Below are 21,469 nucleotides of genomic sequence, written 5' to 3' on the forward strand. Positions count from 1 at the left end.
GGGGTCAGCCGAGGATGGAGCGGCCGACGATCTCCTTCATGATCTCGGTGGTGCCGCCGTAGATCGTCTGGATGCGACCGTCGGTGAACGCCCGGGCGACCGGGAACTCGCTCATGTATCCGTAGCCGCCGTGGAGTTGGAGGCAGCGGTCGGCCGTGCGCTTCTGCAGCTCGGTGGCCCACCACTTGGCCATCGAGGCGTCCGCCGGGGTGAGCGCGTAGCGGTTGTGCTCGGTGATGCAGCGGTCGACGAAGGTCCGGGTGATCGCGCACTCGGTGGCCAGTTCGGCGATCTCGAAGCGCACGTGCTGGAGCTTGGCCAGCGGCCGGCCGAAGGCCTCGCGCTGCTTGACGTAGTCGGTGGTGATCTCGACCAGGTACTCGGCGCCGGCGATCGCCGCGGCGGCGATGGTGAGCCGCTCCTGGGCGAGGTTCTGCATCAGGTGGACGAAGCCGCCGTTGAGCTCGCCGAGCAGGTTCTCCTTCGGCACCCGGACGTCCTCGAAGAACAGCTCCGCGGTGTCCTGGGCCTTCTGGCCGATCTTGTCGAGGTTGCGGCCGCGCTCGAACCCGGGCGTTCCGCGCTCGACCACCAGCAGGCTCAGCCCGTGCGCACCGCCCTCCGGCGTGGTCCGGGCGACCACGACGACCAGGTCGGCCAGGATGCCGTTGGAGATGAAGGTCTTGGCACCGTTCAGCACGAAGTGGTCACCCCGGTCCACCGCCTGGGTGCGGATGCCCTGGAGGTCGGAACCGGTGCCGGGCTCGGTCATCGCGATCGCGGTGATCAGCTCACCGCTGCAGAAGCCCGGCAGCCAGCGCCGCTTCTGCTCCTCGGTGGCGAGCGAGGTGAGGTACGGGCCGATGATGTCGTTGTGCAACCCGATCGCCAGCCCGGACGCACCGGACCGGGCGAACTCCTCGGCCAGCACGGCGGCGTAGCGGAAGTCGGGGGCGCCGCCGCCGCCGAACTCCTCGGGCACCGCGATGCCCAGCAGCCCCTGCCGGCCCGCCGCCAGCCAGACCGAGCGGTCGACGATGCCGGCCTTCTCCCAGCGGTCGTAGTGCGGCAGCACCTCCTTGGCGAGGAAGGCCTTCACGGTGGCCCGGAAGTCCTCGTGCTGCTCGGTGAAGATCTCGCGCTGCAACGCTACTCCCCTTGTTCGGTCGCGGAGTTGAGAGGTTCGGTGACACCGGCCGGCGGGTCGCACGGGTGCGCGGACGGCACGCCGTCGAGCGACACGCGGTCGAGTGCCGGCACGCCCCAGTCCCGGGCCACCTCCGCGGTGTCCGCACCCGGCCGGGCCGGCGGGCGGCGCAGCGCCCCGGGGGTGACGGAGAACCGCGGGGCGGGGGCGGGCTGGGTGACGCCACCCGCCTCGACGTACGTGCCGCGCGCCGACAGATGCCCCTCGGCAGCGGCCTGACGCATCGTCAGAACCGGCTCCACGCAGGCGTCGGAGCCCGCGAAGACAGCCTCCCACTCGGCCCTGGTCCGGGTGGCGAAGCGGGCGGCGATCAGAGCGCGCAGTTCGGGCCAGCGGGCGAGGTCGTACTGGCCGGGCGCGTCCGGGCCGAGTTCCAGCAGGCGGGCGAACTCCGTGTAGAACCGGGGCTCCAGGGCGCCCACCGCGAGGTGCCCGCCGTCGGCGGCCCGGTAGATCGCGTAGAACGGGGCACCGCCGTCCAGCAGGTTGACGCCCCGGCGGTCCTGCCAGTGGCCGGCCGCCAGCAGGCCCCAGAGCATGCTGCCCAGGTGCGCCGCGCCGTCCACGATCGCGGCGTCCACCACCTGCCCGGCGCCGGTGGCGCGGGCGTGGTGCAGCCCGGCGAGCAGGCCGACCACCAGGTAGAGCGAGCCGCCCGCGTAGTCGCCGAGCAGGTTCGCCGGGATCCCGGGCGGCACGTCGGCCCCGCCCTCCGCGGCGACCAGCCCGAGCACCCCGGCCACCGCCGCGTACCCGAGGTCGTGCCCGGCGGTGGCGGCCCGCGGCCCCTGCTGGCCCCACCCGGTCATCCGCCCGTACACCAGGGCCGGGTTGCGCGCCAGGCACGCCCCGGGGCCCACCCCGAGCCGCTCCGCCACCCCCGGCCGGTAGCCCTCGATCAACAGGTCGGCCCGCTCGACCAGGTCCAGCACCAGGCCGGGCCCCTCCGGCGACTTGAGGTCCACCAGCACCGACCGCTTGTTCCGGTTGGTCACGTCGTACGCCGGGTCCGTCCCGAGCGGCGAGGGCTCCGGGCGGTCCACCCGCACCACGTCCGCCCCGAGGTCGCCCAACAGCATGGCCGCGAACGGCCCCGGCCCGATCCCGGCGAGCTCGACCACCCGAACGCCCGCCAACGGGCCCGCACCGGCGGCCGGAGCGGTCGCCGGACTGCTCGCCGAATTGCTCGCGTCACGCACTGGCCGCAGCCCCTCCGGGGTTTGACAGTAAAGCTGTAACACTCGCGATGATAGGGAAGCGACCCGCCGGTAACAAGCCCTCGCCCGCACAGCCGCGTCGCCGATCCCCCGCCAATTCCCTCCTGACGAAACCTTGATGGAGCCGATCACGCCCGGTGCAACCGTCGGCACGGAGGGTGCGTCGGTGTACTGACGGAGCCGACCTGTACGGTCGTCATGCCGAAGGGGGTGCACGAACCCCCGCCGACCAGGGGAGGAACACGCAGACATGGGCAGCCCGTACTTCACCACCGGGCCGGTCGCCCCGGCCACGGACCCGATGCCGACCACCACGGCCAAGAAGTCGCCGTACGCCCCGCCGGCCCCGGCCGACGGTGGCAACACCGTGCCACCCCTCCCCCTCATCCCGCCCGGCAAGGCCACCAGCCAGCTCGACACCCCGTACGAGCTCACCGCCTCCGCCGGGGTGGCCCGCCAGATCGCCACCGACCTCGACGGCGCCAACAGCAAGGCCGGGCCCGGCGCGCACAGCCTCACCGAGTACGCGAGCACCGCGTCGACCAAGATCCGCGGCTTCTCCTTCGGCGGCGCCCTTACCGGCGCCACGGAGCGCTGGCTGAACCAGTGCAAGACCCTGCACGACAAGGTCAACAACGCGGCCACCAGCCTCGACCGGACCCGCGAGTACTACCACGGCAACGAGATCACCACCGTCGCTGACCTCCGCGCGGCCCGCTAGTAAGGACAGGGGAAACAGAGAGATGGTGTCCTTCAAGGAACTGCACGAGGCCGACTTCTCCGGGGTCTCCGACGCCGCCGAGGCGTGGGCCGGGGTCGCCAAGGCCCTCACCGCGCTGGACGGCCGGGTCACCAAGGACCTCACCAGCACCCCGCAGCGGGCCGGCTGGAAGGGCGAGGCCGCCGACGAGGCGACGAAGGTGATTCAGGGCATCGACGGCGACTTCAAGCAGGCCTCGGCCGTCGCCACCGCCCTCGCCGCGATCATGAAGACCGCCGCCGAGGACTTCACGGCCGCCCGCCGCGACCTCGACACGGCCCTCCACGACGCGCAGACCCAGGACCTGAGCGTCTCGGCGGACGGCACGGTCAGCTGGAGTCTGCCGAAGGAGGCGAGGAACGATCCCGACAGTGAGGTTCTCGCACGGGACATGGCCGCCAAGTCCAAGGCCATCTCGGAGCGCCTGGCCAAGGCCGTCGAGAAGGCCACCGCCGCCGACCAGCGGGCCACGCTCCACCTCCAGAGCGACATCGGCACCAGCAACACCGCCTTCAACCCCACCCCCGGCGGCACCGGCCCGATCGCCGACGCCAAGCGCGCCACCGACCTGATGTCGAAGGCCGGCGGCCTGACCGGTGACCAGCTCAAGGAGCTGCAGACCCTGCTGGCCGCCAACGCGGAGAACAAGGACTTCGCCACGACGCTGCTCGGCGGCCTCAACTACGGCGGCAAGAAGGGCCCGGAGGCCTTCCTGGAGTACACCAAGATCTACGGCGACTTCGCCCACGGCAAGCACAACGCCCAGGGCTACCAGGACGTCTACGGCAACCTGTCGGTGCTGCTCGCCACCGCGACCCGCGACGGCGGCATGGGCAAGGACTGGGAGGCCGGCCTCTTCGCAGCCGCCCGCCGCCCCAGCGCCGGGGCAGTCGGGATGAACGACAACTACCCGGCCCTCACCGCCCTCATGGCGGCGAAGGGAACGTTCGACAAGGGCTTCGTCCGCAGGGTCGGAACCGATCTGCTCGACTACGAGGCCTCCACCAAGCTCAAGGGCGACGACCTCTGGGGTCCGCAGTTCTCCTACGACCCCCGCAACGCCGACCCGCTGGCTCCGCTCCTGAGGATGATGAAGGGCGACCGGGAGACCGTCCAGGCGTTTCTCGACCCCAGCGAGAACAAGAACCTCGTCCACCTGCTCAAGGACCGTGACTGGCTCGACCAGGACGAGGAGCGCAAGCTCCCCGCGGACGTCCTGGGCGACACCGCCCACAAGCTGTTCGCCGACATGCTGGAGGACGCCGCCACCAGCCACGGCCCCGACCGGAACCAGCACCCGGCCCCGCACGACCCGGTCAGCCAGCGGATCATGGACGAGACGGTCAAGACCCTCGGCGGCACCACCCCCGACGACCGGACCTCGGTGGCGGCGATCCTCCGCAAGCCGGTGGCCAGGATGTTCGCCGACTACGCCCCGGACATGTACCAGATCCTCGGCAACAACCTGCAGAGCCCGTCCGAGCCGAATGGGCTGACGGCCAAGCCGGAGCAACTCCTGCGCATGGTCCGCGGCACCCTGGAGGACCCGGACACGTTCCAGATCATGCACAAGGCGCAGACCGAGGAGATCGCCCGCCGCCTCGACGCCTTCCGGCCCGAGGACTTCAAGCCCGATGCCACGGGACGTCCGGACCACGTCCTGTCCGCCTTCTCCGAGCAGTCCGCCAAGGTTCTCGGCGGGCTCGACGCGGCGTTCGTCAACGCGGCCACGGATCACGGGGACGCCGAGAAGGCCAGCATCGACTGGCAGCAGCGGATGCTCTACCACGCGATCGGAACACCCGTGAACCTGGCCCCGGACTTCCTGATGCCGGGGGTCTCGAAGGTGATCCCGCTGGGAGACGCGGCACAGCGCCTCGTCGACGTCGGGACCGCCGCGTGGGCAGAGCAGGCCAAAGCCCCGATCGACAGCGCCACCTCTGCCAGCGTGAGCGACCGTTACTCGGCGGGGCGCTCCGAGCTGGACGCGATGCTCGTGGGCAAGGCGAGCCAGTACGGCATCGATCCCAAGGATGCGGCCCGCGCCGGCACGGTGACGAACCATCTGCTGCTCGACGCCGGGCCCTTCTACGACAACGGGATCAACACCGCCTACCACGCTGCCTTCGGCAAGGGGTGACCGTGGCGATCAACGACGACCGGAACACCGACGCCCCCACCGAGCCGCGTCCCCGGCGACTGCGGGCCGCCGCCATCGCGACGGTCGCGCTGGCGGCGTTGGCCGGCGGGACGGCATTTCTGACGGACAACCTGACCAACGCCTTCGGCCCCGACAGCGTGTGCGGTGGTGCGGTGAGCGCGGACGCGGTGAACGACGCCCTCGGGTGGGGCAAGGTCAGCGACACCATGTACGGCGACGGAAAGACCTTGAAGGCCGACGGCTCGTCCTGTGTGGCGAAGGTGAGCAGGGGGATCTTCGGGGACGACCGGTTCGTCGCCGTCGACCTCCGCAAGAGCTCGAACCTCACCCCGTTCGCGGTCGACGCGGAGTCGCAGTTGTTCGCCGCATCGGCGAACGGCGGCTCGGCCGGCGCTGTGCGCGATTCGTCCTTCGCCTTCGCGCTGTTCCCGGCGGACTGCGACAGCGGACAGCAGGCGACGGCCAAATCCCGTTCCTCCGACGCCCCGGGGCTCGCCAGGCTCGCCGTCTCGGTGGCCAACCGCGCTGCGGAACAACAGGGTTGTGGCAAGGAGCGGCTCCCCGCACCGCACGAACTGACCGCGGCGGGCACGGACCGCGCGCTCGACCGCAACGCCGTCTGCGGCCTGCCGGGACTCACCATGCCCGACACGCCCGGTGGCCCCGCCTACCGGGCGACCGTGACGCCCGGAACCGACCCGCTGTGGAGCTGCCGCATCCACTCGGACACGGACCCCAGGTCCTCGATCACCTTCACGATCGGCACCGATCCCAGACTCGTGGCGACACCGACCGGCGACCCCGGGCCCACACTCGGCCGAGCTCAGGAGGTGGGAACGTTCGAGGCGGTGACAACCTGCCAGGGACGCCCAACCCGCTTCCGGTTCACACCGGATGGTCTCTGGGATCTCGTCCCGGACGGCACTGCGACCTGGAAGCAGTTCCTCGCCGCCGGGGGCAAGGCGATCGGGTGTGAGCCGATCCTGTAGGAAATGGACGGGCAGGTGTCGGCGTAATTGTCTATCGTGCCATGAGACCGTTACGAACGACAGGGGAACCGCCATGACCACCACCGATCTGCCCGCCGATGCCCGGACGGTCGTCGCCGTGTCCGAGCGGTTGGTGTTGAGCCGGCCGCAGGAGGGGGACGCGGAGGCGATGTTCGCGATCCACGGGGATCCGGAGACCAACCGGTACAACCCGTACGGGCCGCAGCGGGACCTCGCGGCGGCGCGGGAGCAGTTGGCCGGGTTCGTGGCGGACTGGCCGCGGGACGGGGTGGGGTACTGCATGGTGGCGACCCGGGCGGAGCCGGAGGTGGTGATCGGGGTCGCCGGGCTGTTCCTGCACTCGCTGGACGGGGAGCCGGTGTTCAACCTGTACTACCGGTTCCGGCCGTCGGCGTGGGGCAAGGGGTACGCGGCGGAGGCGTGCCGGGCGGCGATGGCGGAGGCGCTGCCGCGGTTCCCCGGGATCCCGGTGACGGCGCTGATCAGGGCGGACAACCTGCCGTCGCGCCGGCTGGCCGAGCGGCTCGGGCTGGTGCCGGACCCGGACGGGCGGGTGGACCAGGAGGACCGGCTGATCCACCGGATGGCCTAGGGAGGACCGGAAGATCCCCCGCCGGGGGGAGGGGGATCGCACCCCCGGCCGAGGCCGGGGCCCGGGGTGCGGCGGCAGCGTAGGGGGCATGAGGCGCAAGGAAGACATGGTGCGGGGGGCGGCGGCCGGGATCGCGATGGCCGCCACGGTGCCCTATCTGACGCTGAAACTGCTGTGGCTGTCCGGCTCCCACGTGGGCGCGCGGGACGGGAAGGCGCTGGACGGCCTGTGGACGCTCAACCTCCTCACCTTCGGCATGGACGTGATCGCGCTGCTGCTCGCGCTCGCCTTCGTCCGGCCGTGGGGGCGGCGGGCCCCGGCCGCGCTGGTGGCGTTCCCGATGTGGGTGGCGACCGGCCTGCTGGGGACGATCCTGGTGGTCGTCCCGCTGGACCTGCTCGGCTCGCTGGTGTTCGGGGCGGAGCACCGAACGGCGGCGCAGCAGGCCGACGACGGTCTGGCGGGGTGGGTGTACGCCCTGGTCTACGGGGGCTTCGGGGTGCAGGGCGCCGCCCTGTTCACCGCGTTCGCGCTCTACGCCCGCCGACGCTGGACGGGCCTGCTCCACGACCGGATCGGCGACCTGCCCGACTCCCCCACCCGCACGGTGCAGCGGGCCTTCGCCACGGTGGCCGCGCTGGTCGCGCTGGGGGTCGCGACGGCCCGGGCGTACTGGGCGGCGGGCGGGCGGGTGGGACTGCCGCTGCGGATGGCCGAGGAGTACGGCCGGTCGATGGCGACGATGGACGCGGCGACCGCCGTGACCGCCGTCGCCGCGGCACTGGCCCTGCTGGTGCTGGTCTTCCGGATCGGGCCGCGACGGCGGCTGCGGGTGCCGCTGCTGGTGGCCTGGACCGGCGCGGGCTCGCTGTTCGGCTGGGGCGGCTTCCTGCTGGTGGCGTTCGGGACCTCGACGACGGTGCCGGACCTGCCGCGGGCCGTGCCGGGGTTCATGGCCCTGGTGGAGGCCGGGCAGTTCACGGCCGGGGCCCTGATGCTGGCCGTGGGCTCGGTGGCCCTGACCGAACGGGGGGCCGGCGCCCGCAGGTTTTCCGGGCCCGGCAGCGCTGACGGCCCCGGCGGCACTGACGTAAAGTCGCCCGGGTGAGTACGGGGGGCGGGCGGATCCGGCGGGCGGGCGAGGTGTTGTTCGGGCGGCGGGCCCGACTGCGCTGGGTGCACCTGGTGCTGGGCGGCGCCCTGCTGATGCCCTACTACCTGTTGTCGACGGTGGGGCTCGGGGCGCTCAACCCGAACCAGGGGCACGCCCGCCAACTGCTGTTGCAGATCCTGTCGTTGTTCACCTCGCTGCCGATGGCCGCGGTGACCGCACTGGTGCCGACCGTCCGCGGGCTGGAGGGCGCGGCCGCCCGGGCGCTGTGCGCGGTGGCCCGGCCGGACGAACTGGCCACCGGGCCGTCCCGGTCCTGGGCCGCCCGGTGGCGGACCGCCGCGTTCTTCGTGCTGCACCTGTTCACCGGCGGGGTGGTCGCCGGGATGACGCTGGCCGGGACGCCCTTCGCGGTGGTGCTGATGTTCGGCCTCGTCGGGTCCAGGGATTTCGCCGGCTACTGGACGGACCGCTTCCCCGACTGGATGCTCACCGGCCCCGCGCTGGGCCTGACCGTACTGCTGCTGATCGTCGTCAGCAACGCCGGCTGCGGTGCGCTGCTGGCCCGTTGGGCGCCCAGGCTGCTCGGCCCCACCCCGGAGGAGCGGCTGGCCGCCGCCGAACGGCGGGCCACCGTGCTCGCCCAGCGCAACCGGCTGGCCCGGGAACTGCACGACTCGGTCGGGCACGCGCTCAGCGCGGTCGGCATCCAGGCCTCCGCGGCCGCCCGGGTGCTGCGCACCGACCCGGACTTCGCCGCGGAGGCGCTGCGCGCGATCGAGGAGACCGCGCGCGGGGCCGTCGCCGAACTGGACACCGTGCTGGGGCTGTTGCGCGAGGAGGAGGACGGCGGCGCCGGACCGGCCGGGCCCACGCTGGCCGGGCTGGACGACCTGCTGCGCCAACTCGCCCGCACCGGCGTGACGGTGGACGCCGAGCTGGCGCCCGGCCTGGGCGCGCTGCCCGCCGAGGTCTCCCGCGAGGCGTACCGGATCGTCCAGGAGGGCCTGACCAATGTGCTCCGGCACGCCGGGCCCGCCCCGGCGGGGCTGCGGGTCGCGCTGGACGCGGGCCGGCTGGAGATCGAACTGACCAACCCGCTGGGCCCGGCCCGCCCGAGCCGCCCCGGCGGCGGGCGCGGGCTGCGCGGGATCGGGGAACGGGCGACGGCCCTGCGCGGCGGGAGCGCCGTGGGGCCGAGCGAGGACGGGACGACGTGGCGGCTGGCCGTGTGGCTGCCGCTGGGAGGGACTGGGGGATGAACGACGGCAACGGCGCGGGGGACGGGCCCGTCCGCGTGGTGATCGCGGACGACGAGCGCCTGGTCCGGATGGGCCTGCGGGTGGTGATCGACGCCGAACCGGACCTCTCCGTGGTCGGCGAGGCCGCCGACGGCGCCGAGGTCGTGCCGCTGGTGCGCGAACTGCGCCCGGACGTGGTGCTGATGGACGTCCGGATGCCCGGCATCGACGGGATCCGGGCCACCGAACAGCTGGTCGGCGGGATGGCCGAGCCGCCGCGGATCCTGGTGGTCACCACCTTCGAGCACGACGACCACGTGTACGACGCGCTGCGCGCGGGCGCGGCCGGCTTCCTGTTGAAGCGGGCCCGGGCCGAGGAGATGGTGCAGGCGGTGCGACTGGTCGCGCGCGGGGACTCGCTGCTGTTCCCGGCGGCGGTGCGCGAACTCGCGCTGCGGCACGGCGCGGACGGCCGGCGGGGGGCCGCCGCGGACCGGGGGCCGATCGGACGGCTGACCGAACGGGAGGGCCAGGTACTGCGGTTGATGGCCACCGGGCTCAACAACGCGGAGATCGCCCGGCAGTTGGTGGTGAGCCAGGAGACGGTGAAGACCCACGTCGGCAGCGTGCTGGCCAAGCTGGGCGCCCGGGACCGCACCCAGGCCGTGATCGCGGCCTACGAGTCGGGCTTCGTCCTGCCGGGGTGAGGGACCGCGGGGGCACGGCCCGGGCGGGTGACAGCCGGGGCGGGGTGGCAGCCCGGGCGGGTGGCAGCCGGGAACGCCTGTGCGCGACGGATATTCCACCCGCCGTCAAAAGGGTTTGCCGTCCATCCCTCCCGAGGCGGTTCGACCGGGCGTGCGAGTGCGCCCGGAGGAGGGGACGGGAGCGGCGCGTCGGATGACGCCCGGGCGGTGCGGGCGACCGTAGCGTCGTGGGCACGGCGGCGGAGGGGTTCCGCGGGGGAGGCCGGCCACTCGGCGGAGGCCGAAAATGAAGCAGAGCCGGCAAGGGCTGGAGCTGAGGTACGGGAAGGTCGGCCGGGCGGCGGCCGCCACGACGGCACTGGCGACGACGGTGGTGCTCGCCACGGCGCTCGCGACAGTGATCGGGCCGACGGCCGGGACGGCGGCGGCCGCGGCCGAGGGGCGGCCGGGGAGTCCGCTGACCGGCGTCTGGCGGATGGACGGCTACGGCACGGTGGTCGCCGTCGACGGGGGCCGGCTGACCACCTACGACGTGACCGCGCACAGCTGCGTGCCCGGCTGGATCACCGCGACGCAGGCCGGCTCGCCCGGACCGGACGGCACCGTCCGCTACGTCATGGGCACCAACGCGGTGACCCTCACCCCGAAGGGCCGCGACCGGCTGGTCGACCGTGAGGAGGGCGGGGTCGGCACCAAGGACCTGTACCGCATCCCCGCGCTGCCGGCGCTGTGCACCACCCCGGCACCGAACGACCCGCTCGCGGTCTTCGACCGGTTCTGGGAGGACTTCGCGGAGAACTACCCCTTCTTCGCGGCCAAGGGGATCGACTGGCACGCCGTCCGGGACGAGCAGCGGCGCAGGATCACGCCGACGACGACCGCCGACCAGTTGCAGGAGGTGTTCGTCGACATGCTGCGGCCGCTCGGCGACGCCCACACCGGGCTGGCACGGATCGTCGACGGGCAGCCGACACCGGCGTTCGGCGGGCGGCGGCCCGGCTCGACGGTGCGCACCAAGGAGCTGACCACCCGGGCCGGGGAGGCCGTCGCCGCCCAGCTCACCGGCCCGGAGCAGCTCTTCGCCGGTGGGAAGCTCGGCGTGGGCCGGCTTCCCGACGGCGTCGGCTACCTGCGGGTGGGCAGCTTCGCCGGCTACACCGACGGCGACTACCGCAGCCAGGTCGCCGAGTTGGACAGGGCGCTGGACGCCCTGCTCGCCGACCCGGACGGGCTCAGCGGGCTGGTGCTCGACGTCCGGCTGAACGGCGGCGGCTCGGACGCGCTGGGGCTGCACATCGCCGCCCGGCTCACCGACCGCCTTACCTCGCCTACCGGAAGGTGGCGCGCAACGACCCGGCCGACCCGACGAAGTTCACCCGGCCCGTGCCCGTCCCCGTGGAGCCCTCGGACGGCGAGCACTTCACCGGGCCGGTGGCCCTGCTCACCTCCTCGATCTCGGCCAGCGCGGCGGAGACCTTCGCCCAGGCGCTGATGGGCCGCTCCCCGCACGTGACCCGGATCGGCGAGAACACCCAGGGCGTCTTCTCGGACGTCCTGATCAAGCCGCTCTCACCGGACTTCGCGGTCGTCCTGCCGAACGAGAAGTACCTCACCCGCAGCGGCGGCACCTTCGACGGCCCGGGCATCGCGCCGGACCTCCGGACCCCGGTGTACAGCCCCGAGGAGCTGGCCGCGCTCAAGGACTCCGCCCTGAGCACGGCCCGCCGGGTGCTCGCCGAGGACGCCCGGGGCGACCAGGGCGACCAGGACCGACAGCGGCAGCACCAGCCGCGCCAGTAGCCAGTAGCCGTACCAGTAGCAGTAGCAGTAGCCGCTACATCGGATCCACCGCCCTCAGTTCGCCGTCCAGCTCCAGCCACCTGGTCAGCCCCAGGCCGCGCAGGAAGGGCAGGTCGTGGCTGACCACGATCAGCGCGCCCCGGTAGGCGGCCAGCGCCTGGGTGAGCTGGCGGACGCTGGCGAGGTCCAGGTTGTTGGTCGGCTCGTCGAGCAGCAGCAGCTGCGGCGGCGGGTCGGCCAGCAGCAGGGCGGCCAGTGTCGCCCGAAAGCGCTCGCCGCCGGACAGCGTGCCGACCGGCTGCTCGGCCCGGGCGCCCCGGAACAGGAAGCGGGCCAGCCGGGCCCGGATCGCGTTGTCCCCGGCGGCGGGGGCGAACCGCTTGACGTTCTCCACGACGGTGAGGGCGTCGTCCAGCAGGTCGAGCCGCTGCGGCAGGTGGCGCAGCCCCTCCGGGGTGGTGATCTGCCCCTCCAGCGGGGAGAGTTCGCCCGCGATGGTGCGCAGCAGCGTGGTCTTGCCGGAGCCGTTGCGTCCGACCAGGGCGATCCGCTCGGGGCCGCGCAGGTCGAGGTCGACGGTGGCGCCGAAGGGCAGCCGGACCTTCTGCAGGGTGAGCACGGTGCGCCCGGCCGGCACCTCGGTGCGCGGCAGGTCGATCCGGATCTCGGCGTCGTCGCGCACCGCCTCCTCGGCGGCGGTCAGCCGCGCCCTGGCCTCCTCCAGTCGTTCGGCGTGCATGCCGGTGAGCCGGCCGGCCGTCTCCTGGCCCTTGCGTTTGAGCATCCCGGCGAAGATGTGCGGGTCGTTGCGGGTGACCGAGCGCTTCTTGCCGTAGCTGGCGCTGCGGTCCAGCCTGGTACGGGCCTCGGCCAAGTCCCGCTTCTGGCGCTGGACGTCGGCCTCGGCGTTGCGCAGCAGCCGCTCGGCCGTCTCCTGCTGGGCCGCGAGGGTGCGCTCGTAGTCGTCGTAGTTGCCGCCGTACCACGTCACCCCGCCGTCCCGGAGGTCGGCGATCTGGTCGACGTGCCGGAGCAGTTCGCGGTCGTGGCTGACGATCACCATGGCGCCCTGCCAGCCGGCCACCGTCTCGTAGAGCCGCTCACGGGCGGCCCGGTCGAGGTTGTTGGTGGGCTCGTCCAGCAGCAGCACGTCGGGGCGGCGCAGCAACAGGGCGGCCAGTCGCAGCAACACCGCCTCGCCGCCGGAGAGTTCGCCGGTGGTGCGGTCGAGGCCGAGGCGGCGCAGGCCGAGCTTGTCGAGGGTGGCGCGGGCGCGCTCCTCGACGTCCCAGTCGTCGCCGACGGCGTCGAAGTGCCGCTGGTCGGTCTCGCCCGACTCGATGGCGTGCAGGGCCTCGCGGGCGGCCCGGATGCCGAGCGCCTCGTCGACCCGCAGGCCGGTGTCGAGGGTGAGGCCCTGCGGCAGGTGGCCGAGTTCGCCCTCGACCCGGACGGTGCCGCCGGTGGGGGTGAGTTCGCCGGCGATCAGCCGCAGCAGGGTGGACTTGCCGGCCCCGTTGAGGCCGATGAGTCCGGTGCGGCCGGGGCCGACGGCGAGGTGGAAGCCGTCCAGGACGGGTTTGCCGTCGGGCCACTCGAACGCGAGGTCGGTGCAGAGGACGGCGGTGGTGGGTTGTGCCATGCAAGGCCTCCCGGGTGGTTGCTGAAGGGGTGACGAGCAACACGGGGAGACACCGCGGGTGCGGAACCGGGACGGCCGGAGGACAGGACGGCGCGATGACGCGCCAAGGGGCCGTGACTGAGGTCGCACACTCGCACACCACACGGCAAGGGCTACGGCTGCGGCCGCGAGAACGACAGCGGCAACGGCAGCGGGGCCTGCGTGGCGGGGGCGGTGTCCCGGGACCTCAGTAGAGCAACGGCCTTCTCCTTGTCTGGCGGATGACGGGAACCACGCTAGGAGCCCCGACGGACGCGTGCAACCGATTTATCCGACGGCTCGATCCGGCCGCCGCAACGCCCGGGCGAATTCGGCCACGGCAAAGCCCCCGTGCCGATCCGGTGCCGATCCGGTGACAGCCTCGTACCGGCCGGGGGCACCTGTAAGGAGTTCCTTATCCACATGGCAGACTCCTCACCTGCCATACCTGCGGCCCCAGCCGGCCGTACCCGAGGACCGGGCCGTATGGCGGTAGTCAACAGGGGGATTTGAACTCATGTCACCGATATCCCGGCCGAGCCGTGCCGTCCTCGGCGCCTCCGTCGCCGCGCTGACCATGGTGGTCGCCACCGGCTGCGGCCCGGACAACAGCGACCCGGCCGGCGCCCAGACCTCCGCGCCGTCGGTCGCGGCCAGCACCTCCGGGAAGCCGGGCGCGGCTCCGATCAAGCTGCCGACGGTCCAGGAGCTGAAGACCTGGAAGCTCGAGGACTGGGACAAGTGGGCCCAGGCCAACGTGATCACCCCGGCGACCAAGGGCTACTGGACCCTGCAGAAGCTGCTGAACGCCAAGCCGAAGCCGCTGCCGCAGGCGCCGGCCCAGCCCACCGGGCAGCCGACGGGCGCGGCCCCGGCCCAGCCGACGAGCGCGGCCCCGGCCCAGCCCACCGCCGCCCAGCCGCCGACCGGCCCGGACCAGCTGCCCTCGGTCGTCGCCGCCAAGCCCGTGGCGCACCCGTTCCCGAAGAACATGCACGTCAACGGCAAGATCTTCTTCAAGGACGGCAACGAGGACTACGTCTGCTCCGGCACCGTCGTCTCCGACCCGGCCAACCCGGGCAAGAGCAACCTGGTCTGGACCGCCAGCCACTGCCTGCACGGCGGCAAGGGCAACAAGTACTACACCGACATCACCTTCGCCCCGGCCTTCAACAGCAACGGCGTGCTGAGCAACGGCAACAAGCAGAAGTCCAAGCTGGACGACGCCGAGCCGTACGGCGAGTGGGGCGCGACCGCCGGCATGGTCTCCCCGCAGTGGACCCAGGAGGCCGACCCGGAGAAGGGCGGTCCGTGGAGCCAGTACGACTTCGGCATCATCAAGGTCGCCAACCCGGACCCGAACGGCAAGTCGCTGGAGGAGACCGTCGGCGGCTCCGTGCCGCTGTGGTTCAACGCCCCGCGCGACCAGCTCGCCTCCGTCGCCAACTACGGCTTCCCGGAGGGCAAGCCCTTCGACGGCGTCGAGCTGGAGCACTGCGACGGCGGCAAGCCGGCCGCGAAGCCCGGTGACCCGAGCCGCCCGGCGATGCTGATGATCGGCTGCAACATGACCGGCGGCAGCAGCGGCGGCGGCTGGTACACCACCAAGGACGGCAAGCCGGCCCTGGTCAGCGACACCTCCGTCGGCAACGGCGCCAACACCTACGAGGCGGGCCCCTACCTGGAGGACGTCGCGGCGCACATGTTCGACTACTTCTCCAAGAAGGCCAAGTGACCGTTCTCCGAGAAGGGGCCGGGTGACCGAGGGCTGAGACCCGCCCCGGTCCCGTGCGGGGCCGCGACTGCCGGAGCGCAGCCGCGGCCCCGCCGGCTTTTCCGGCTCGGGGCCCGCTCCTCCTACAATCGGCTCCATCATGAGCGCGACACTCGTAGTCAAGGACCTCGCCGCCGGTCACGGCGAACGCACCCTCTTCTCCGGCCTGGACCTGGTCGTCGCCCCCGGCGACGTGATCGGCCTGGTCGGCGTGAACGGCGCCGGCAAGTCGACCCTGCTGCGGCTGCTGGCCGGCCTGGACACCCCCGAGGGCGGGTCGCTCCGGCTCAGCCCGGCCAGCGCCAACGTCGGCCACCTGCCGCAGGAGCCGGAGCGGCGCGAGGGCGAGTCGGTGCGCGACTTCCTGGCCCGGCGCACCGGCGTGGCGGCCGCCCAGGCCGAGCTGGACGAGGCCACCGAGGGCCTGGTCGAGGGCCGCCCGGGCGCCGACGACGCGTACGCGACGAGCCTGGACCGCTGGCTGGACCTCGGCGGTGCCGACCTGGACGAGCGGGCCGAGGAGGTGGCCGACTCGCTCGGCCTCAAGGTCTCCCTCGACCTGCCGATGACGGCGCTCTCCGGCGGCCAGGCGGCCCGCGCGGGCCTGGCCTCGCTGCTGCTCTCCCGCTACGACGTGTTCCTGCTGGACGAGCCCACCAACGACCTCGACCTGGACGGCCTGGAGCGGCTGGAGTCCTTCGTCAAGGGCCTGCGCGCCGGCACCGTGCTGATCAGCCACGACCGCGAGTTCCTGGCCCGCACCGTGACCAAGGTGCTGGAGCTGGACCTGCACCAGCAGCAGGTCAACCTGTACGGCGGCGGCTACGAGGCGTACCTGGAGGAGCGAGCGGTGGCCCGCCGGCACGCCCGCGAGGAGTACGAGGACTACGCCGACACCAAGGCCTCGCTGGAGGCCCGGGCGCAGATGCAGCGCAACTGGATGGAGCACGGCGTCCGCAACGCCCGCCGCAAGGGCGGCGACAACGACAAGAACGCCAAGGCGAAGCGCACCGAGTCCACCGAGAAGCAGGCCTCCAAGGCCCGGCAGACCCAGCGGATGATCGAGCGGCTGGACGTGGTCGAGGAGCCGCGCAAGGAGTGGGAGCTGCGGATGGAGATCGCCACCGCGCCGCGCTCCGGCTCGGTGGTGGCCACCCTGCGCGCGGCCGCCGTCAAGCGCGGCGACTTCGTTTTCGGCCCGGTGGACCTGCAGATCGACTGGGCCGACCGGGTCGCGATCACCGGGGCCAACGGCGCGGGCAAGTCCACCCTGCTGGCGGCCCTGCTCGGCCGGCTCGAACTCGACTCCGGCAGTGCCGTGCTGGGCTCCGGCGTGGTGGTCGGCGAGGTGGACCAGGCGCGCGGGCACATCTTCAAGAACAGGCACAGCCTGGGTGGGGAGCCGCTGGCGGACGCCTTCGCGGCCGCCGTACCGGAGCTCACCGAGGAGGAGGTGCGCACCCTGCTGGCCAAGTTCGGCCTCAAGGCGGTGCACGTGCTGCGCCCGGCGAGCACCCTCTCCCCCGGCGAGCGCACCCGGGCCGCGCTGGCGCTGCTGCAGGCCCGCGGGGTCAACCTGCTGGTGCTGGACGAGCCCACCAACCACCTGGACCTGCCGGCGATCGAGCAGCTGGAGTCCGCGCTCGCCTCGTACACCGGCACCCTGCTGCTGGTCACCCACGACCGGCGGATGCTGGACACGGTGGCGGTGAACCGGCGGATCGAGGTCCGGGACGGCCGGGTGCACGAGCTGTAGGTCCGTCGAAGCGCAGCCGGCCGCTCCGGGAATTGGTCTCTACCTCTTCCCGGAGCGGCCGTCATGTGCTGTGCTGTCGGCCATGGTTGACAGCGCAGTGGCAGGGACGCCCCACCCGACCGTCCCGCTCACCCCGATGACGGTGCCGGCCCACCAGGCCGAGGCCCGCAGCAAGGCCTTCCACGACGTGATGGCGCAGCGCCGGACCGTCCGCGACTACTCCACCGAACCGATCCCGGACGGGGTGGTCGAGTGGGCCGTCCGCACCGCGAGCACCGGGCCCAGCGGCGCCCACGTCCAGCCCTGGCGCTTCGTGGTGATCACCGACCCAGAGCGCAAGCGGCTGCTGCGCGAGGCGGCCGAGGCGGAGGAGCGCGAGTTCTACGGCCACCGGGCGTCCGAGGAGTGGCTGGCCGCGCTGGCGCCGATCGGCACCGACTGGCACAAGCCGTTCCTGGAGGACGCGCCGGCCGTGATCGTGGTCTTCGAGGTGCACAAGGGCCCCAACTCGCCGCGCCCGTACTACACCAAGGAGTCGGTGGGGATCGCGGTCGGACTGCTGCTGGCCTCGCTGCACCAGGCCGGGCTGGCCACGCTGACCCACACGCCGAGCCCGATGCGCTTCCTCAACGAGGTGTGCGGGCGCCCGGCGGAGGAGCGGGCCGCGTACGTGATCCCGGTGGGCTACCCCGCCGAGGGGGCGCGGGTGCCGGACCTGCGGCGCAAGGAGCTGGACGAGGTGATGATCCGGCTCTGACGCGCCGGGCGGCGCGCCGCCGCGCCCGCGGGACGCGCCCCGAAGCGCACTGCGGGGCGCGTCCGAAGCGCGTCGCCCGCCCCCGCCGGTCGGCGGGACGGGATGCGCCCCCGTCCGGATGTGGCAGGTCCGGGCCAAGGACATAATCGCCGCCATGAGCCCCGCACTGCCGCAGTCCTGCGAGCCCGCCCGGGCGGCACCCGAGGTGACCACCGGACGGCCGCCCGAACTGCTGCGGCTGCCCGGCGGCCTCTCCCTGCACCGCCGCCGCAGCGCCCACGCACCGGCCCTGCACCGGGCCGTCCGGGCCAACCTGGAGCACCTGCGGCCCTGGCTGGACTGGGCGGCCGAGGTCCCCACCCGGGCCCGGACCGCCGAACGGACCAGGGCCGGCACCGCCGCCTGGGAGGCCGGGACGGACTTCATGTACCTTGCCGAGCTGGACGAGGCCCCCGGCCGGGTGGTCGCCGCCCTCGGACTGCACGCCCGGATCGGCCCGGGCGCGCTGGAGATCGGCTACTGGGTCGCGGCCCGGCACGTCGGCCGCGGCATCGCCACCGCCGCGGCCGGGGCGCTGACCGAGGCCGCGCTGGCGCTGCCCGGGATCGTCCGGGTGGAGATCCGCTGCGACCGGGCGAACGCCGCCAGCGCGGCCGTCCCGCGCAAGCTCGGCTACCGGCTGGACCGGGTCGCCCAGGCCGCCGTCCGGGCTCCGGGCGAGACCGGACGGCAGCTGGTCTGGGTCATGGAGCGGTGACCCGGAGGCGGTGACGCCCCGCGCGCGGTAGCGGTGAGGCCCGGGGCGCTCAGTAGCGCCCGCCCTCCGGGGCCGGCAGCGCGTCCAGCTCGGCCAGGTCGGCCGCCGAGAGCTCGACCGCGGCCGCGCCCACGTTGTCCTCCAGGTAGCGCGGCGTCTTGGTGCCCGGGATCGGGAGGACGTACCGGCCCTGCGCCAGCACCCAGGCCAGCGCGACCCGCGCCGGGGTGGTGCCGAGCCGCTCGGCGACCTCCCGGACCCTGCCGACCAGCGCCAGGTTGGCCTTCAACGCGTCCTGCTGGAAGCGCGGCAGGCGGCGGCGGAGGTCGTCCTCGGGCAGCTCGTCGAAGGAGGAGATGCTTCCGGTCAGGAAGCCCCGGCCGAGCGGCGAGAAGGGGAGGAAGGCGATGCCCTGCTCCTCGGTGTACGGCAGCACCTCGGCCAGTACGTCCCTGGTCCAGAGCGACAGTTCGGACTGCACGGAGGCCACCGGGTGCACCGCCTGGGCGCGCCGGATCTCCTCGACGCCGACCTCGGAGAGCCCGATCCGGCGAGCCTTGCCGGCCTGGACGGCCTCGGCGAGCGCGCCCCAGGTCTCCTCGATCGGGACGGCCGGGTCGACCCGGTGCAGCTGGTACAGGTCGACGTGGTCGGTGCCGAGCCGGCGCAGGCTGTCGTCGATCGAGCGGCGCACGTGCTCGGGCCGGCCGTCGCGCACGTCCGGGCCGCCGCCGCCCGGGACGATGCCCACCTTGGTGGCGAGGAAGGCGCGCTCGCGGTGCGGGCCGGCCAGGGCGGCGCCGACCACCTCCTCGTTGCTGTACGGGCCGTAGACGTCGGCGGTGTCGATCAGGGTGACGCCCAGGTCGAGCGCCTGGTGGATGACCCGGACGGACTTCTCGTCGTCCCGGCTCCGGACGTCGTAGGCGTGGGTCATCCCCATGCAGCCGAGGCCGATCACGCCGACCTCCGGGCCGCCGCTGCCGAACGAGACGCTGCGCATGACGGTGCTCCGATCTGTGGTTCCGCTGAGCCGAAGTGGATCAACGCCACCAGCTTCCCCCTTGGAGTGCACTCAAGGTCAAGTCTCCGGCCCGGTACGGCCATCGGACCGCGCTCGGCCGAGCGGCCAACCTCCTTAAACCCTCCCTAAAACCTGCTCCCGCAAGGCTCCGAACCCCGGGAAGTGCTTGACGTGCACAGCTGGTCTAGTCCAGTTTGATGCTCAGCACCGTGCTCCTCCCGCACCGGAACAGCCCCCATGCCGCCGCCCGCCCCGCGTCTCCCCCTTCGCGGCGCGGGCGGCCCCACGCTCCGAGAGGCACCCCCATGCCCAGCGCGCCCCAGCACGCCCCCACCCACCGCCGCCCCGCCGGCCGGACCAAACTGCTGAGCCTCGCCGCCGCCACCGTGCTCGCGGGCGGCGGCCTCGCCACCCTTGCCGGGAACGCCGGCGCCGCGGACGCCAACCTGCTCGTCAACGGCGGCTTCGAGAGCGGTGCGCTCGACCCGTGGAGCTGTTCCGCCGGCACCGGAAGCATCGTCAACTCCGGTGCCCACAGCGGAGCCGACGCCCTCAAGGGGGCGGTCGGCGCGAGCGACACCGCGCAGTGCGGCCAGACCGTGAGCGTCCGGCCCAACACCACCTACACCCTGAGCGCCTGGGTGCAGGGCCGGTACGTCTACCTCGGCGCCACCGGCAGCGGCGTCACCGACCCCGCCGTGTGGACCCCGGGCGGCGCCGACTGGCAGCAGCTGTCCGCCAGTTTCACCACCGGACCAAGCACCACCAGCGTCAACGTCTACCTGCACGGCTGGTACGGGCAGGGCGCCTACCTCGCCGACGACGTCGCCCTCACCGGCCCCGGCGGCGGGCCGACCACCCCGCCGACCGGGACGCCCACGAGCACGCCCACCGGGACACCCACCGGCACGCCCACCGGCGGCCCGACCACCCCGCCGCCGAACGTCGCCCTCCCCGTCGCCCCGTACATCGACATGGGCGCCTGGCCCACCCCGTCCATGCCCGACATGGCCAAGGCCGGCGGCGTCAAGGGCTACACCATGGGCTTCGTCACCGGCGTCGGCTGCAAGGCCAGCTGGTTCAACGCCTACGACCCGCGCACCGCCTGGGCCAAGGACCAGGTCGACGCGCTGCGCGCGGCCGGCGGCGACGTCAAGCTCTCCTTCGGCGGCGCCAGCGGCACCGAACTCGCCGCCGCCTGCACCTCGGTGGACTCGCTGTTCAACGAGTACGACGCGGTGGTCAACGCCTACAACCTGCGCTACGTCGACTACGACATCGAGGGCGCGGCGATCGCCGACACCGCCTCCAACGACCGCCGCTCCGCCGCGCTCGCCAAGCTCCAGCAGGCCCACCCCGGCCTCAAGGTCTCGCTCACCCTGCCCGTCCTGCCCGAGGGCCTGACCAGCGAGGGCGTCGCCATCGTCAAGTCCGCCCGGGACGCCGGGGTCGACCTGGACCTGGTGAACGTCATGGCGATGGACTACTACCGCTCCGGCAGCGACTACGGCAACGCCGCCGTCCAGGCCGCGCAGGCGACCTTCGGCCAGCTCAAGGCGCTCTACCCGGCGAAGACCGACGCCCGGCTGTGGGCCATGGTCGGGGTCACCCCGATGATCGGCGAGAACGACGACCACCAGGTCTACAACCAGGCCGCCGCCCAGCAGTTGGTGACCTTCGCCCAGCAGAACCACCTCGGCCTGCTCGCCTTCTGGGACGCCACCCGGGACGCCAACGCCTGCACCGGCGGCTCGCTGGCGAAGTGCACCAACATCCCGCAGCAGCCGTACGAGTTCGCGAAGATCTTCGGCAAGTACACGGGCTGACGACACGGCTGTCGGAGGGGGGGGGGGGGGGGGGGGGGGGCGGGGGGGGGGGGGGGGGGGGGGGGGCGTGGGGGCGCCAGCCTCGCAGCCCCCACAGCCGCCCCCCCCC

At 73.2% G+C, this 21,469-nt stretch carries 18 protein-coding genes; 14 read left to right on the plus strand and 4 right to left on the minus strand.

The window, feature by feature from the left end; genetic code table 11:
- Positions 1 to 4: 4 nt before the first annotated feature.
- Together ACZ4W5_RS12375 and ACZ4W5_RS12380 are read right to left on the minus strand one after the other, a co-directional pair.
- A complete protein-coding gene (locus tag ACZ4W5_RS12375) occupies positions 5 to 1,147 on the minus strand; it encodes an acyl-CoA dehydrogenase family protein (protein WP_465654103.1) in 1,143 nt (380 codons plus the stop codon).
- Positions 1,148 to 1,149: 2 nt separating this feature from the next.
- A complete protein-coding gene (locus ACZ4W5_RS12380; RefSeq protein ID WP_465654133.1) occupies positions 1,150 to 2,343 on the minus strand; it encodes a CaiB/BaiF CoA transferase family protein in 1,194 nt (397 codons plus the stop codon).
- A gap of 331 nt (positions 2,344 to 2,674) precedes the next feature.
- Here ACZ4W5_RS12380 and ACZ4W5_RS12385 point away from each other — a divergent pair, with 331 nt between their 5' ends.
- The 9 genes from ACZ4W5_RS12385 to ACZ4W5_RS12425 all read left to right on the plus strand — a co-directional run bounded on the left by ACZ4W5_RS12385 (position 2,675) and on the right by ACZ4W5_RS12425 (position 11,806).
- The gene (locus ACZ4W5_RS12385; protein WP_465654104.1) at positions 2,675 to 3,145 is read left to right on the plus strand and encodes a hypothetical protein; all 471 of its coding nucleotides are present in this window, start codon (positions 2,675 to 2,677) and stop codon (positions 3,143 to 3,145) included.
- Positions 3,146 to 3,167: 22 nt separating this feature from the next.
- A complete protein-coding gene (locus tag ACZ4W5_RS12390; protein WP_465654105.1) occupies positions 3,168 to 5,324 on the plus strand; it encodes a hypothetical protein in 2,157 nt (718 codons plus the stop codon).
- Between the two features lie 2 nt (positions 5,325 to 5,326).
- On the plus strand, positions 5,327 to 6,334 hold the full coding sequence (locus ACZ4W5_RS12395) for a hypothetical protein (RefSeq protein WP_465654106.1): 1,008 nt from the start codon (positions 5,327 to 5,329) through the stop codon (positions 6,332 to 6,334).
- Between the two features lie 73 nt (positions 6,335 to 6,407).
- Positions 6,408 to 6,947 (plus strand): GNAT family N-acetyltransferase, encoded by a 540-nt coding sequence (locus tag ACZ4W5_RS12400; RefSeq protein ID WP_465654107.1) that lies wholly within the window; start codon positions 6,408 to 6,410, stop codon positions 6,945 to 6,947.
- A gap of 88 nt (positions 6,948 to 7,035) precedes the next feature.
- Entirely contained in the window at positions 7,036 to 8,055 is a 1,020-nt protein-coding gene (locus ACZ4W5_RS12405; RefSeq protein WP_465654108.1) for a hypothetical protein, read from the plus strand.
- Positions 8,052 to 9,320: a sensor histidine kinase gene (locus ACZ4W5_RS12410; RefSeq protein WP_465654109.1), complete on the plus strand. Its 1,269-nt coding sequence runs from the start codon at positions 8,052 to 8,054 to the stop codon at positions 9,318 to 9,320. Before ACZ4W5_RS12405 ends, ACZ4W5_RS12410 begins: the two co-directional genes overlap by 4 nt.
- Entirely contained in the window at positions 9,317 to 10,006 is a 690-nt protein-coding gene (locus ACZ4W5_RS12415) for a response regulator transcription factor (protein WP_360237283.1), read from the plus strand. Before ACZ4W5_RS12410 ends, ACZ4W5_RS12415 begins: the two co-directional genes overlap by 4 nt.
- A 286-nt stretch (positions 10,007 to 10,292) precedes the next feature.
- Positions 10,293 to 11,498: a S41 family peptidase gene (locus tag ACZ4W5_RS12420; RefSeq protein WP_465654110.1), complete on the plus strand. Its 1,206-nt coding sequence runs from the start codon at positions 10,293 to 10,295 to the stop codon at positions 11,496 to 11,498.
- Entirely contained in the window at positions 11,438 to 11,806 is a 369-nt protein-coding gene (locus ACZ4W5_RS12425) for a S41 family peptidase (RefSeq protein ID WP_465654111.1), read from the plus strand. The genes ACZ4W5_RS12420 and ACZ4W5_RS12425 overlap by 61 nt, the downstream gene beginning before the upstream one ends.
- A 34-nt stretch (positions 11,807 to 11,840) precedes the next feature.
- Here the strand turns inward: ACZ4W5_RS12425 and ACZ4W5_RS12430 are convergent, their stop codons facing one another.
- Positions 11,841 to 13,448, minus strand: coding sequence for an ABC-F family ATP-binding cassette domain-containing protein (locus ACZ4W5_RS12430; RefSeq protein ID WP_465654112.1), 1,608 nt, complete (start codon positions 13,446 to 13,448; stop codon positions 11,841 to 11,843).
- 535 nt (positions 13,449 to 13,983) lie between these two features.
- Here ACZ4W5_RS12430 and ACZ4W5_RS12435 point away from each other — a divergent pair.
- The 4 genes from ACZ4W5_RS12435 to ACZ4W5_RS12450 all read left to right on the plus strand — a co-directional run bounded on the left by ACZ4W5_RS12435 (position 13,984) and on the right by ACZ4W5_RS12450 (position 18,510).
- Positions 13,984 to 15,201, plus strand: coding sequence for a trypsin-like serine peptidase (locus ACZ4W5_RS12435; RefSeq protein WP_360237277.1), 1,218 nt, complete (start codon positions 13,984 to 13,986; stop codon positions 15,199 to 15,201).
- A 139-nt stretch (positions 15,202 to 15,340) separates the two neighbouring features.
- Positions 15,341 to 16,996 carry an ABC-F family ATP-binding cassette domain-containing protein gene (locus ACZ4W5_RS12440; protein WP_465654113.1) on the plus strand — a complete coding sequence of 552 codons (1,656 nt, stop codon included), beginning with the start codon at positions 15,341 to 15,343 and terminating at the stop codon, positions 16,994 to 16,996.
- An 82-nt stretch (positions 16,997 to 17,078) separates the two neighbouring features.
- Entirely contained in the window at positions 17,079 to 17,753 is a 675-nt protein-coding gene (locus ACZ4W5_RS12445) for a nitroreductase family protein (RefSeq protein ID WP_465654114.1), read from the plus strand.
- A gap of 154 nt (positions 17,754 to 17,907) precedes the next feature.
- Positions 17,908 to 18,510, plus strand: coding sequence for a GNAT family N-acetyltransferase (locus ACZ4W5_RS12450; protein WP_360237271.1), 603 nt, complete (start codon positions 17,908 to 17,910; stop codon positions 18,508 to 18,510).
- A gap of 49 nt (positions 18,511 to 18,559) precedes the next feature.
- Here the strand turns inward: ACZ4W5_RS12450 and ACZ4W5_RS12455 are convergent, their stop codons facing one another.
- The gene (locus tag ACZ4W5_RS12455) at positions 18,560 to 19,513 is read right to left on the minus strand and encodes an aldo/keto reductase (protein WP_360237269.1); all 954 of its coding nucleotides are present in this window, start codon (positions 19,511 to 19,513) and stop codon (positions 18,560 to 18,562) included.
- A gap of 326 nt (positions 19,514 to 19,839) precedes the next feature.
- Between ACZ4W5_RS12455 and ACZ4W5_RS12460 the strand changes: the two genes are divergently transcribed.
- A complete protein-coding gene (locus tag ACZ4W5_RS12460; RefSeq protein ID WP_465654115.1) occupies positions 19,840 to 21,360 on the plus strand; it encodes a carbohydrate binding domain-containing protein in 1,521 nt (506 codons plus the stop codon).
- Positions 21,361 to 21,469: the final 109 nt, after the last annotated feature.

The organism is Kitasatospora sp. NPDC029367 (genome assembly GCF_055569135.1).